Below are 12,256 nucleotides of genomic sequence, written 5' to 3'. Positions count from 1 at the left end.
AATTTATAATTTTAACAATAAGTAATCAATGAAAATCATAGCTGTTATTCCTGCACGTTACGAAGCAAGCCGCTTTCCTGCCAAGCTGATGCAGATGTTGGGCGAAAAAACAGTCATTACGACTACTTATCAGAATGTTGTAGAAACAGGACTATTTGATGAAGTATTTGTGGCTACGGATTCAGAAATTATTTTTAACGAAATCGAGAAAAACGGAGGGAAAGCCGTCATGACCGGGCAGCATGAAACGGGGAGTGACCGAATCGCAGAGGCTGTACAGAACATCGACTGTGATATTGTCATCAATGTACAGGGTGATGAGCCTTTCCTTAAATTAGAGCCTTTAAAACAGCTTATCGGTGTTTTTCAGGAAGATGAAAATCAGGAGATTTCTCTGGCTTCATTAAAAATAAAACTGACGGAAAAAGAAGAAATTGAAAACCCGAATAATGTAAAAGTGATTACAGATAACAACGGATTTGCGCTTTACTTCAGCCGCTCGGTTATTCCTTTCCACAGAGAGGTTTCTTACGACATAAGCTATTTTAAACATATCGGAGTCTATGCGTTCAGAAAACATGCGTTACTTCAGTTCTCCAAACTGGAAATGAAACCATTGGAAATATCAGAAAAGATAGAATGTATTCGTTATCTGGAATATGGGATGAAGATCAAATTGATTGAAACCAATTTCATCGGCGTAGGAATCGATACCCCTGAAGATCTGGAAAAAGCAAGAAAATTAATTTAAAAATAGTACAGATAAGCAAATAAGACGGATTGTGATCTCCGCTTTCTTTGCTTTTTCGCCCAATTCACCCTATATTTGAATTTATAAATAAGATTAATGAAGAAATTACTTTTAGTATTCGTACTGATATTCTCGCAGTTATCTTTTGCACAAACCGCAAAGGAAATTATAGATAAAAATATTGAACTGTCAGGAGGATTAACGAATTGGAAGCTTCTGAATTCAGTTTTACTGCAGGGGAAAGTGATCCTGGGGATCAAAGATGAATATCCTATAAAAATTTATCAGCAGCGTCCTAACCTCACTAAGACTGTCATCAGCATTAACGGAAAAGAAACTGCAATTGAAGGCTTTGACGGAACTAAAGGCTACGCGATGAACTATGCAACCAATAAGCTTCAGGAATACAAGGAATACGTTTCTGAAAGCTTTGATAACGATTTTATCGACTGGGAGAATAAAGGTTTTGATGCAAAATATCTCGGAAAAGAAAAAGTAGGAGAGATCTACTGCCACAAAGTGGAACTGACTAAAAATGTCAATAAGAACATCTATTATTTTGACGTAAAAACATATATGCTTTTAAAAGAAGTTAAAAAAGATGAAACGCTGGTCTATTCGGATTATAAAAAAGCGGGAAATCTGGTGATGCCGTTCAGAATTGAGTCCTCAAGCACTAAAAAAGATGGAGATTATACGATGATTTTGAACAGAATTGATGTCAATAAAGTATTTCCTTCTAATATTTTTAAGTTTTAATTCAATATAATAAAAGCTTAATGAAATGATTAACGTTATATTAAGCTATAAATAACTTCGGCAAAACTGCCAACTAAAATTGATAAGAATGAAAAATATTTTCTTATGGCTGCTTTCTGTAGTGGCATTTTTACAGAGTTGTACCAACCAAAAAAGTGAAATTTCTTTAGCTAAAACCAAAGAACTTATGGGAAAAACAATATATGACTTCAAAGTTGAAAGCCTTGATGGTAACGAAATCAACTTTGCCGATTTTAAAGGAAAAAAGATCCTTATTGTCAATACAGCGTCTGAATGTGGATTTACACCGCAGTATGCAGATCTGGAGAAAGTATACGAAGAATATAAAGATAAATTGGTCATTGTAGGTTTTCCTGCCAATAATTTTGGAGCACAAGAGCCGGGAACCAATACTGAGATCGGGGCTTTTTGCCAGAAAAATTACGGGGTAACATTTCCATTAGCCGCAAAAGTATCGGTAAAAGGAGATGATACAGCACCTATTTTCAAATACTTAACCGAGAAAGACTTAAACGGAGTAAAAAATACAACCATCCTTTGGAATTTTACAAAGTTCCTCATCGATGAAAACGGAAAATTGCTAGATACTTTCGTAAGTACAACAAAACCTACTGACGAGGCTATTACCAAATATCTGAAGTAAGATAAAAAGAATAAAATAACATTTCGACTCCGCTCAGCACGACAGTTTCAACAATACATTTAGTATTAGAAATGTCACGCTGAGCGGAGTCGAAGCGTTTATAATTCAAAGCTGCTTGCTTTTTAGTTGTTACTTTTCTCCGCAAAACAGAAAATATTCCCCAGTTTAATACTGGAATAACCGTTACTCTTTATTTTGGAGGAATTGATCATAGCTTTGGCTAAAATATCTGTAGGCAAAGGTTTTTGACTTTCCAGCAATCCAAGTTTATTGGCGAATTTTATAATTCTGCTGCCCAGGACTTCTCCGGTTCTTCCAGAGTCTTTTCTTTCGAGCATTCCGGGTTTAAAAATAGTAATTTTAGTAAAATGCAACTGCTTTACAGCATCTTCCAGCTCTCCTTTCATTTTAGAATAGAAGATTTTAGACGCTGGATTGGCTCCATAGGCAGAAACCAGGACATAATCCTCCACATCGTTTTCCTTAGCGGCTTTGGCAAATTCATACTGGTAGCCGAAATCCACTTTTCTTTGGGCTTCTTTGCTTCCGGCATCCTTCAATGTGGTTCCTAAACATGAAAATACAACATCGCCTTTCACTTTATCTTTCCATTCTTCCGGTTTTTCAAAGTCGACTACATGAACTTTCAGCTTATCATTCTGAACATCCACAGGTTTTCTTACGAAGATATCCACTTCCTCAAACTCCTTATCATTAAGCAGTTGCTTAACCAGATCTTTTCCTGTAGCGCCCGTTGCGCCGATGACTAAAGCTTTCATAATAGTTGTGATTTGTATGGATCGTATTTTCTTTCTTAAATTTACTACATTTGAAATTAATATCAATAATCATTAATCACTTATCATTAATAAAAACTCATGGATGCTAACGACATTTTAGACTATTGCCTTGCCAAAAAAGGAGTTACAGAAACCTTTCCTTTTGATAATGAAACCCTTGTGATGAAAGTAGGAACAAAAATGTTTTTACTCATGGGGCTGGAGAGACAGCCATTGGGGATCAACGTAAAGACCGATCCTGAGTGGAGTGCAGAACTTCGCGAACAGCATCCGCAGATCACGGGCGCATTTCATATGAACAAAACTCACTGGAATTCAGTGCAGTTGGACGGGTTGAAAAAGGATTTGATCTGTAAAATGATCGATCAGTCTTATGAATTGGTTTTTAATTCATTAACCAAAAAAGCGAAAGAGGAAATTGCCAATAGTTAAAATTGAAACTCTTGGGTCAGCCTTTTATCCTCATCCAATCTTTCTATCAATTTTTCAAGACCTTCAAACTTAATTTCGTCATGAAGAAAGTCCCTGAACCTTACTGTGATCTTTTCATCATAAATATCACCATCAAAATCAAGGATATAGACTTCAACGGTTAATTTTTCACCGTTCACAGTAGGATTGGTGCCTATGCTCAGCATTCCCTTATATTGTTGACCTTTCACTTCGGTTTCTACAATATAAGCGCCTTTTTTAGGGAGGAGTTTAATAGATTCTGTATCAATATTGGCGGTTGGATAACCGATTGTTCTGCCTATTTTTTTCCCATGAACTACCGTTCCGGAGACAGAGTAGGTGTAGCCCAGCATTTCGTTGGCTTCTTTAATATTCCCTGTCAGAAGGGCGTTACGAACTTTGGTTGAACTGATATTATTTTCGTGAATATTGATAGCCTCCATTTGCTCTACATCGAAATCAAGTTCTTTGGAAAGTTTTTGAAGGAGCTCAAAATTTCCGCTTTTATTTTTTCCGAATGAATGATCGTAGCCTATAATAAGGTATTTTACATTCAGTTTGTCAATCAGGATCTGGCGTACAAATTCTTCTCCGGTAAGATTTCTGAATTCTTCATCAAATTCTTTAAGAAACAGATGATCAATGTTATATCTTTCAATCAGGTCTTTCTTTTCGTCTACCGTGTTGAGAAGCTTCAGGTCTTCATTTGGATTAAAAACAAACCTTGGATGGGGCCAGAAAGTAAGTATAGCTGTTTCCAGATTATTCTTTGTACCCACTTTTATCAGTTCGTCGATGATACTTTTGTGCCCGAGATGTACTCCGTCAAACATTCCTAAAGACAATGCTAAAGGCTTTTGAGAGGAATAATCTTTAAAATTCTTGAAAACTTTCAAAACGGAAAAATTTGAATGCAAATATAGAAATAATGTAACAATATAACAATGTGATAATATAACAATAAAATTGCCTATTTTACTGAATTACTATTGGTAAATTGCTACATTGTTATATTGCTACATTTTTTAAAAAAGTATGATAAAAATCTTTTTTTTACCAATTGTAGGTTTATGAAGAATCATTATATTTGCACCAAGAAAAAATTTAGCAATGGCAAACCAAATTAAAGGTAAAATTTCTCAAATTATTGGTCCGGTAATCGACGTAGTATTTACAGACGTGGAAGTAATTCCAAGTATTTATGATGCGTTGGAAATTATCAAAACAAACGGTGAAAAAGTAGTCTTAGAAGTAGAGCAACATATTGGTGAAGATACGGTAAGATGTATCGCAATGGATGCTACAGACGGGCTTCAGAGAGGGCAGGAAGTAATTGGATACGGAAATCCTATTACAATGCCAATCGGTGATGCTGTAAACGGAAGACTATTCAACGTTGTTGGGGATGCTATCGATGGACTTCAAAATATTTCTAAAGAAGGTGGTCTGCCAATTCACAGACCAGCTCCAAAATTTGATCAACTTTCAACTTCTGCAGAAGTTTTATTCACAGGTATTAAAGTAATCGACCTTATCGAGCCTTATGCAAAAGGAGGTAAGATTGGATTGTTCGGTGGTGCCGGTGTAGGTAAAACAGTATTGATCCAGGAGTTGATTAACAATATTGCAAAAGGACACGGAGGTCTTTCAGTTTTTGCCGGAGTAGGTGAAAGAACGAGAGAAGGAAATGACCTTTTGAGAGAGATGCTTGAATCAGGAATTATCAAATATGGTGATGATTTCATGCACTCTATGGAAAACGGAGGTTGGGATCTTTCAAAAGTAGACTTAGAAGCTATGAAAGAATCTAAAGCTGCGTTCGTTTTCGGACAGATGAACGAGCCGCCAGGAGCAAGAGCTAGAGTAGCACTTTCTGGTCTTACATTAGCTGAGTACTACAGAGATGGTGGTGAAAGCGGACAAGGTAGAGACGTACTTTTCTTCGTAGACAACATCTTCCGTTTTACACAAGCTGGTTCTGAGGTATCTGCACTACTTGGTCGTATGCCTTCTGCGGTAGGTTACCAACCAACTCTTGCTTCTGAGATGGGAGCAATGCAGGAAAGAATTACTTCAACTAAAAATGGTTCAATTACTTCAGTACAGGCGGTTTACGTACCTGCGGATGACTTAACTGACCCGGCTCCTGCAACGACGTTTGCTCACTTGGATGCTACTACAGTACTAGATAGAAAAATTGCTTCATTAGGTATTTACCCGGCAGTAGATCCATTGGCTTCAACGTCAAGAATCCTTGCTCCGGAAATTATCGGGGAAGAACATTATAACTGTGCTCAGAGAGTAAAAGAAATTCTTCAGAGATACAAAGCTCTTCAGGATATCATCGCGATTCTTGGTATGGAAGAACTTTCTGAAGAAGATAAATCAGTAGTTTACCGTGCTAGAAAAGTTCAGAGATTCTTATCTCAACCTTTCCACGTAGCGGAACAGTTTACAGGTATTCCGGGATCATTGGTAGATATCAAAGATACCATCAAAGGATTTACAATGATTATGGATGGTGAATTAGATCACTTACCAGAAGCTGCTTTCAACTTGAAAGGAACTATCGAAGAAGCTATTGAAGCAGGACAAAAAATGTTAGCTGAAAACGCTTAACTAGAATAAATAGAACAAAGAAAAAAGAGTAAAGATATATTTTCTCTTTTTTCTTTTCTCTTTTCTCTTTAATCTAAATTAAAATGAATATAAAAATTTTAACACCAGAATACGTAGTTTTTGAAGGAGAGGTAGACTCTGTATTATTGCCTGGAAAAGATGGGGAATTCCACATCATGAAAAACCACGCAGGAATCGTTTCTTCTTTAATGGGAGGTAAAGTAAAGCTTTTTACAAGTTCAATTGGAGAAGCTTATGCTAAAAACTTCACTAAAGAATCTGAGAAAGACTCTGTTTTTTCTTATCCTATCAAAAGCGGTGTTGTAGAATTTAATCATGATAAAGGAATCATCCTTTGTGAATAATTAAATGAAAAGCTAAATATATTTTCAAGAAAGTGTAACTTTGGTTACACTTTTTTTATGTTGTGTAAAAGTCTGATTTTATGAAGAAAAGTACAATCATATTCTTTACCGTTCTGGGAATTTTGTGTTATGCCCAGAATTTCAAAACCAAAAGAGGTATTGTAAGTCTTGACGGAGTACACGTCGCTAAAGTCTCCAACAAATCCAACATCTATACATTCATGGATCTAGGGGAGACACCGATGTATACCATGGAATTTATAGATAAAAGTATAGTAGATTCCGTACGAGACAGTTACATTAAACTTAACAGGGTTTACAACAGGGACAAAACCGTAGAGATGGACTATATTTCCCCGTCAGCATTTTCTGGTGAAGAAAAATCAGCGGTTTATACATCGATAAAGGGTTTAAAAGTCATTGATAACAAAGGAATCAATATCAAAAATCTGGATGAAATTTTCCAAAATGCCCCAAAAAGAAAGTTAGACAGCAAAACAAAAGATGCCTATACCATAAGAAATAAAATTGATAAGCTGAATATTGAGGTCAATAAAGTAGGAGAGATCATCAGCAATGGTGTTCCGGTGGGGTATTTTACTAATCTTCCTGTGAGTTTTGGTTCAGAAGACACGATTACTGATAAAACGTTCATCGATATAGAAGTATATGATGCTAAAAGTAAGTACATTGGAAAATATATTACCACTACAAAACAAATTAAAACAGCCAACGGTAAGATATTTACGATCTACAGGGAAATGTCTGGCAGAGCTGCATTATTAAAATTTCCAACCTATAAAGCTATTGCAGAAAGAATGGCCATTATGGATCCGAATTTTATTAAAGTTCAGGAAAAAGTAACGATAGGTCCTGTAGAGAAAGTTAATACGGGAAAATAAAAATTGAAACAACTATCCCAAATCTGTGGGAAATAAAAATTTGAACCATTAGTTTTTAAGAATATTAAGCTGAGCTTTGCTAAGGGATAATGCTTTTAAAAATCTTCAGATTTTATCTTAATTATTCTTACCTCCTTCAATGTTCTTAATGGTTCAAATCTGATAATTCATAAAAAATCCCGGAAATTCATTTTCCGGGATTTATTTTGTTAGAAATTACAGACTTAAAATAACACCATTTTCCTTCAACTGCTGCATTGGTTTTGAAAACCAAAATAACTCAAAATCTTCAAATTTTTCCTCAAATTGATTCTTAAGTTGCTGAGCTGTAACTTTTTTTGGATTTTCTATAGAATTTTCTTTCAGCACATTCATCAGCCATTCTGCTTTATCCTGTTCCAGATCTATCTTGATGGTATTAGTTTTTAAGTGGAATGTAAGAAGTGTATATGTACCAGAGTATTTCTTTTTATTTTTTACGCGATTCTCAGCGATTACATTTTGGGTTAAAAAAATGACTTTTGAGTTCCCTTTAAAACTAAACGGGGCATCATCCAGAAGACAGTCGTGAATATAATCAGGATGAACGGTTGTTCTTGGAATTTTGAAATCAAACCATTCCTGAAGTGGAAATTCAAAATTGATTCCGTGCATATAATTGAAAAGAGATTTTTTTAATCCGAAACTGAATTTACCGTGATCGATTCCGGTTTTATCTTTAAAATCTATATCATTGTTGGCGAACAGAATTTCTTCTTTCACAGGAGTCACTCCAAATTTCTCGGGATTTATTCCAACAGGTGAATGGGCAGTCATTGCAAACTGATGCCAGAACCCACTTTGAAGAATTCCCATTTCAAACATCTGCCTTATCATTTCCAAAGAGTCTACAGTTTCCTGAACAGTCTGAGTCGGGTAGCCGTACATCAGGTAGGCATGAACCATAATACCAGCCTCAGTAAAATTCCTTGTTACTTTGGCAACCTGTTCTACCGAAACGCCCTTGTCAATTAATTGTAACAATCGGTCACTGGCTACTTCAAGCCCTCCCGAAATAGCAACACATCCTGAAAGTTTTAACAGGTAGCATAAATCTCTGGTGAAACTTTTCTCAAACCGGATATTAGTCCACCAGGTAACGACCAGATTTCTCCTAAGAATTTCCAGAGCCACTTCCCGCATCAATGCCGGTGGCGCTGCTTCATCTACAAAATGGAATCCCGTTTCACCAGTCGTTCTGATCAGCTCCTCCATTCGGTCGACCAATATTTTTGCAGAAATAGGTTCGTAGATTTTGATGTAATCCAGAGAAATATCACAAAAAGTACATTTTCCCCAATAGCAGCCGTGGGCCATCGTCAGTTTATTCCATCTTCCGTCGCTCCATAAACTGTGCATGGGATTGGCAATTTCGATCACTGAAATATATTGATCTAATTTTAAATCCGTATAATCCGGGGTACCGATATCTGCCTGTTTATAATCGTGTCTTTTAGAGTTATTTTTATAAGTAACCTTTTGGTTTTCAATTAAAAATGTTCTTTTGAACTCAGCTTCACCTTCTGAAGTATTCAATACACTGTTGCAAAGAAGTTCAAGAGGAATTTCACCGTCATCAAGGGTAATAAAATCAAAAAATTCAAAAACTCTCTGATCTTTTACCTCTCTTAATTCTGTATTGGGAAAACCTCCGCCCATCGCAATTTTGATGTGAGGATAGTGCTCTTTGATGAATTTGGCACACCTGAAACCAGCATACAAATTTCCAGGAAATGGTACAGAAAAGCAAATCAGCTTTGGCTGAACCAATTCTAATGTTTCCTGAAGGATTTCCAGGGTGAAATGATCAATAAAGGTCTGTTCATCAGCTAGTTTAGAGTACAATTCGTCAAAAGAATTAGCACTTTTTCCTAGTCGTTCCGCATACCTGCTGAATCCAAAATCTGAATCAATATTTTCAATGATATAATCAGAAATATCCTCCAAATACAGAGTAGCCAGGTGTTTGGCTTTGTCCTGAAGTCCCATATTTCCAAAGGCAAAATCCATATCATCCAGTTGGTTGAAACGGGAAGCTTCGGGAAGGAAATTCATACTGCAGATCTGTCTTGCCAGCGTTGGAGTTTTTCCCTGTAGAAAAGGAATGACCTGATCTATCGTTTTTAAATACTCTTCGCTAAGCGCATAAATTCTCTGCGAATTCTCTGATATGTCCTGAAGATTAACTTCTGTTTCAAAAATTTTCCGGAGTCCTTTTTTGGAGAATAACGCCAAAATAACATCCAGTCCCAGATCGATCTGATAGCTGGAAATATTTTTGGTATTCAGAAAGCCTTTTATATAAGCTGTTGCCGGATAAGGAGTATTGAGCTGGGTAAAAGGCGGAGTGATAAGAAGCAGATCTTTCAACAGGAAATTTTTCTAATTTATTTACATTCAACCGGAAGGTAAGGGATTGTATAACAGTGTTTTATTGATTATGTCATCCTTAAAACCTCCTCCCGGATTGCGGCCACAAAGATAGGCAATTTGTAGGGTATGCTGCAAGCACGATTATTGATAATATATATGTTGATTGGCTGCGAATCTTGTTTTTTCATTATTTGAACAAGAAGGAATGAAAATATTCGTAGTAATACGTGTAGTATTTTAATATGAAAAAAAATGCCTGACGTTGGTCAGGCATTTTTTAAGTCTTTATGTTTATTACGTCTTGATTGTCTGTTGCCAGAAAGGACATTAAGAATGACTCCTAAAAGAATCAGTATAATTCCGATGAGTAAATTCGTAGTGAACTTTTCATGAAACATAAGAACACTTACCATCACTGCAACAACTGGTTCCAGTGCTCCTAAAATAGCAGTGGGGATAGATCCAATATATTTTATCGCATACACTAAACACAGGCTGGAAATAACGGTGGTAAGAAAAGCAAAAACAATAAAATTTAAAAAGATTGATACGGAAGGAATCTCAAAGGACTCACTCTCTGTAAAAGCTTTAATCATAAAAAATGCTGAAGTGAAAAGCATAGAGTAGAACGAAAGCTTGAACCCTGACACTTTCATATTCGATTTATTCACGATGACCATATAGAGTGCATAAAACAATGAACTCAGCATGACAATCCCAAGACCTGCAAAATTGATCTCCAAACCATTTTCCTTTAAGCATAAAACAATGACTCCTGCAAAAGCCAGCAACAGTGAAGCTATAGCAAGTTTTGTAAGTTTCTCTTTATAAAAGAAAAACATAATCAAAGCTACAATCATCGGATAGATGAACAATACGGTAGAAGCAATGCCCGGGGTAAGAAAATCATATCCTATGAATAAAAATTCTGAAGAAAGGGCATAGCAGACTCCCAAAACAGAAAGGATCAACGCTTCTTTCTTGTTGATTCTGAAACTTTCTTTAGAATACAAAAGATATCCTCCTACCATTAAGGCCGAAAATAAAAATCTATAGAACAAAGTAATGTCCATTGAAAAATGAGCCTGCTTCAGCGGCAGGATAAAGATGGGAATCAGTCCAAATGAAACTGACGACAAAATACCTAATGCATAACCCTTTACTTTCATTCGTATTTATTTTATAAAAAACCACTGAAAGTAAATCAGTGGTTTTTCTATTATATGGTATGGTGATATCGTATTACATTTGCTTGTATTCGATATTCATTTGTTTTTCCATTTCTTTGTAATGCCCTGAAGTTAATTTCTCACGGATGCCGTCAAAAGCAGCCAGTGTTTCATTAATTTCTGAATCTGTGTGAGAAGCCGTAGGAATTAATCTTAATAAGATCATTCCTTTAGGAATTACAGGATATACTACTACGGATGTGAAAACTCCATAATTTTCTCTAAGATCTTTAGCTAAAAGAGTAGCTTCAATCGTAGTTCCTTCTATGAAAACTGGTGTAACACAAGTATTGGTATTTCCAAGATTATACCCTCTCTCTTTCAGACCATCTTGCAGTTTTTTTACATTTTCCCACAATTTAGCTTTAATTTCTGGTCGTGTTCTCAAAAGCTCAAGTCTTTTTAAACCTCCGATTACCATTGGCATTGTTAAAGATTTAGCAAAAATCTGAGAACGAAGATTGTATTTTAAAAATCGGATGATGGTTTCATCTCCGGAAAGAAAAGCTCCGAAACCTGCCATAGATTTGGCAAAAGTAGAGAAGTATACATCAATCTGATCCTGGCAACCTTGCTCTTCACCTGCTCCGGCTCCGGTTTCACCCAAAGTTCCGAAACCATGGGCATCGTCTACCAAAAGTCTGAAGTTGAATTTTGATTTCAGATCACAGATTTCTTTCAGCTTCCCCTGCATTCCTCTCATTCCGAAAACCCCTTCAGTGATCACTAAGATTCCACCTCCGTTTTCTTCTGCTACCTTGGTTGCTCTGGCTAAGTTTTTTTCTAAACTTTCAATATCATTATGTTTGAACGTAAAACTTTTCCCCATATGAAGACGAACTCCGTCTACGATACAAGCGTGAGAATCTGCGTCATATACAATCACATCATGTCTTGTTACCAATGCATCAATGGCTGAAACCATTCCCTGATAACCGAAATTCAGTAAATAAGCAGCTTCTTTTTGAGTAAACTCTGCCAATTCTTTTTCCAACTGCTGATGCTGCTGAGTTTCTCCTGACATAGCTCTTGCGCCCATCGGATAAAACATTCCGAATTCTGCCGCCGCTTTTGCATCAGCTTCTAAAACTTCCGGGTGATTACAAAGTCCTAAATAATCGTTTGCACTCCAGAAAATTACATCTTTACCTTGAAATTTCATTCTTGGACCAATTGGACCTTCCAGTTTCGGGAAAACAAAATACCCTTCAGCATAATCAGCAAATTGTCCCAGTGGACCTGGATTTTGTTTAATACGTTCGAAAATATCTAACATTTTGTATAGTAATTTTAAGTGAAAAG

The 12,256-nt window shown here is 36.2% G+C and carries 12 protein-coding genes; 7 read left to right on the top strand and 5 right to left on the bottom strand.

Annotated elements, in window-relative coordinates; translation table 11 throughout:
- The first annotated feature begins 28 nt into the window (after positions 1 to 28).
- The 3 genes from kdsB to NZD88_RS18890 all read left to right on the top strand — a co-directional run bounded on the left by kdsB (position 29) and on the right by NZD88_RS18890 (position 2,174).
- A complete protein-coding gene (kdsB, locus tag NZD88_RS18900) occupies positions 29 to 751 on the top strand; it encodes a 3-deoxy-manno-octulosonate cytidylyltransferase (protein WP_259831188.1) in 723 nt (240 codons plus the stop codon).
- A gap of 96 nt (positions 752 to 847) precedes the next feature.
- Complete coding sequence (locus NZD88_RS18895; RefSeq protein WP_259831187.1) at positions 848 to 1,510, top strand: outer membrane lipoprotein-sorting protein; 663 nt, start codon at positions 848 to 850, stop codon at positions 1,508 to 1,510.
- An 88-nt stretch (positions 1,511 to 1,598) separates the two neighbouring features.
- On the top strand, positions 1,599 to 2,174 hold the full coding sequence (locus NZD88_RS18890) for a glutathione peroxidase (RefSeq protein WP_259831186.1): 576 nt from the start codon (positions 1,599 to 1,601) through the stop codon (positions 2,172 to 2,174).
- Between the two features lie 122 nt (positions 2,175 to 2,296).
- Here the strand turns inward: NZD88_RS18890 and NZD88_RS18885 are convergent, their stop codons facing one another.
- Positions 2,297 to 2,953 (bottom strand): NAD(P)H-binding protein, encoded by a 657-nt coding sequence (locus tag NZD88_RS18885; protein WP_259831185.1) that lies wholly within the window; start codon positions 2,951 to 2,953, stop codon positions 2,297 to 2,299.
- A 99-nt stretch (positions 2,954 to 3,052) separates the two neighbouring features.
- On the opposite strand from NZD88_RS18885, the gene NZD88_RS18880 reads away from it, so the two are divergent.
- Positions 3,053 to 3,406 (top strand): MmcQ/YjbR family DNA-binding protein, encoded by a 354-nt coding sequence (locus tag NZD88_RS18880; protein WP_259831184.1) that lies wholly within the window; start codon positions 3,053 to 3,055, stop codon positions 3,404 to 3,406.
- On the opposite strand, the gene NZD88_RS18875 is transcribed toward NZD88_RS18880, so the two are convergent.
- Positions 3,403 to 4,323 (bottom strand): bifunctional riboflavin kinase/FAD synthetase, encoded by a 921-nt coding sequence (locus NZD88_RS18875; RefSeq protein ID WP_259831183.1) that lies wholly within the window; start codon positions 4,321 to 4,323, stop codon positions 3,403 to 3,405. The two genes, NZD88_RS18880 and NZD88_RS18875, sit on opposite strands and share 4 nt — an antisense overlap.
- 214 nt (positions 4,324 to 4,537) lie before the next feature.
- Between NZD88_RS18875 and atpD the strand changes: the two genes are divergently transcribed.
- From atpD to NZD88_RS18860, 3 genes are all read left to right on the top strand, one after another.
- Entirely contained in the window at positions 4,538 to 6,046 is a 1,509-nt protein-coding gene (gene atpD, locus NZD88_RS18870; protein ID WP_259831182.1) for a F0F1 ATP synthase subunit beta, read from the top strand.
- A gap of 83 nt (positions 6,047 to 6,129) precedes the next feature.
- Positions 6,130 to 6,411: a FoF1 ATP synthase subunit delta/epsilon gene (locus NZD88_RS18865; RefSeq protein ID WP_169233090.1), complete on the top strand. Its 282-nt coding sequence runs from the start codon at positions 6,130 to 6,132 to the stop codon at positions 6,409 to 6,411.
- Positions 6,412 to 6,491: 80 nt separating this feature from the next.
- Positions 6,492 to 7,313: a hypothetical protein gene (locus NZD88_RS18860; RefSeq protein WP_259831180.1), complete on the top strand. Its 822-nt coding sequence runs from the start codon at positions 6,492 to 6,494 to the stop codon at positions 7,311 to 7,313.
- A gap of 216 nt (positions 7,314 to 7,529) precedes the next feature.
- Here NZD88_RS18860 and NZD88_RS18855 read toward each other — a convergent pair whose 3' ends face one another.
- The 3 genes from NZD88_RS18855 to NZD88_RS18845 form a co-directional block, all read right to left on the bottom strand.
- Positions 7,530 to 9,722 carry a B12-binding domain-containing radical SAM protein gene (locus NZD88_RS18855; protein ID WP_259831178.1) on the bottom strand — a complete coding sequence of 731 codons (2,193 nt, stop codon included), beginning with the start codon at positions 9,720 to 9,722 and terminating at the stop codon, positions 7,530 to 7,532.
- Positions 9,723 to 9,991: 269 nt separating this feature from the next.
- Positions 9,992 to 10,894: a DMT family transporter gene (locus NZD88_RS18850; protein ID WP_259831176.1), complete on the bottom strand. Its 903-nt coding sequence runs from the start codon at positions 10,892 to 10,894 to the stop codon at positions 9,992 to 9,994.
- A 73-nt stretch (positions 10,895 to 10,967) separates the two neighbouring features.
- Positions 10,968 to 12,230, bottom strand: a complete 1,263-nt coding sequence (locus NZD88_RS18845) for an aminotransferase class I/II-fold pyridoxal phosphate-dependent enzyme (RefSeq protein ID WP_259831175.1) — start codon at positions 12,228 to 12,230, stop codon at positions 10,968 to 10,970.
- Positions 12,231 to 12,256: the final 26 nt, after the last annotated feature.

Origin of the sequence: Chryseobacterium pyrolae (genome assembly GCF_025153485.1) — a bacterium.
Classification (GTDB): Bacteria; Bacteroidota; Bacteroidia; order Flavobacteriales; family Weeksellaceae; genus Chryseobacterium; species Chryseobacterium antibioticum.
The sequence above is the reverse complement of the archived record's forward strand: the minus strand, read 5'-3'. Positions and strand labels throughout refer to the sequence as shown.

Excerpts from the sequence above, each read along its gene's own strand:
- kdsB (WP_259831188.1), top strand. The coding sequence starts at position 29 with ATGAAAATCATAGCTGTTATTCCTGCACGTTACGAAGCAAGCCGCTTT.
- NZD88_RS18895 (WP_259831187.1), top strand. The coding sequence starts at position 848 with ATGAAGAAATTACTTTTAGTATTCGTACTGATATTCTCGCAGTTATCT.
- NZD88_RS18890 (WP_259831186.1), top strand. The coding sequence starts at position 1,599 with ATGAAAAATATTTTCTTATGGCTGCTTTCTGTAGTGGCATTTTTACAG.
- NZD88_RS18885 (WP_259831185.1), bottom strand. The coding sequence starts at position 2,953 with ATGAAAGCTTTAGTCATCGGCGCAACGGGCGCTACAGGAAAAGATCTG.
- NZD88_RS18880 (WP_259831184.1), top strand. The coding sequence starts at position 3,053 with ATGGATGCTAACGACATTTTAGACTATTGCCTTGCCAAAAAAGGAGTT.
- atpD (WP_259831182.1), top strand. The coding sequence starts at position 4,538 with ATGGCAAACCAAATTAAAGGTAAAATTTCTCAAATTATTGGTCCGGTA.
- NZD88_RS18865 (WP_169233090.1), top strand. The coding sequence starts at position 6,130 with ATGAATATAAAAATTTTAACACCAGAATACGTAGTTTTTGAAGGAGAG.
- NZD88_RS18860 (WP_259831180.1), top strand. The coding sequence starts at position 6,492 with ATGAAGAAAAGTACAATCATATTCTTTACCGTTCTGGGAATTTTGTGT.
- NZD88_RS18850 (WP_259831176.1), bottom strand. The coding sequence starts at position 10,894 with ATGAAAGTAAAGGGTTATGCATTAGGTATTTTGTCGTCAGTTTCATTT.
- NZD88_RS18845 (WP_259831175.1), bottom strand. The coding sequence starts at position 12,230 with ATGTTAGATATTTTCGAACGTATTAAACAAAATCCAGGTCCACTGGGA.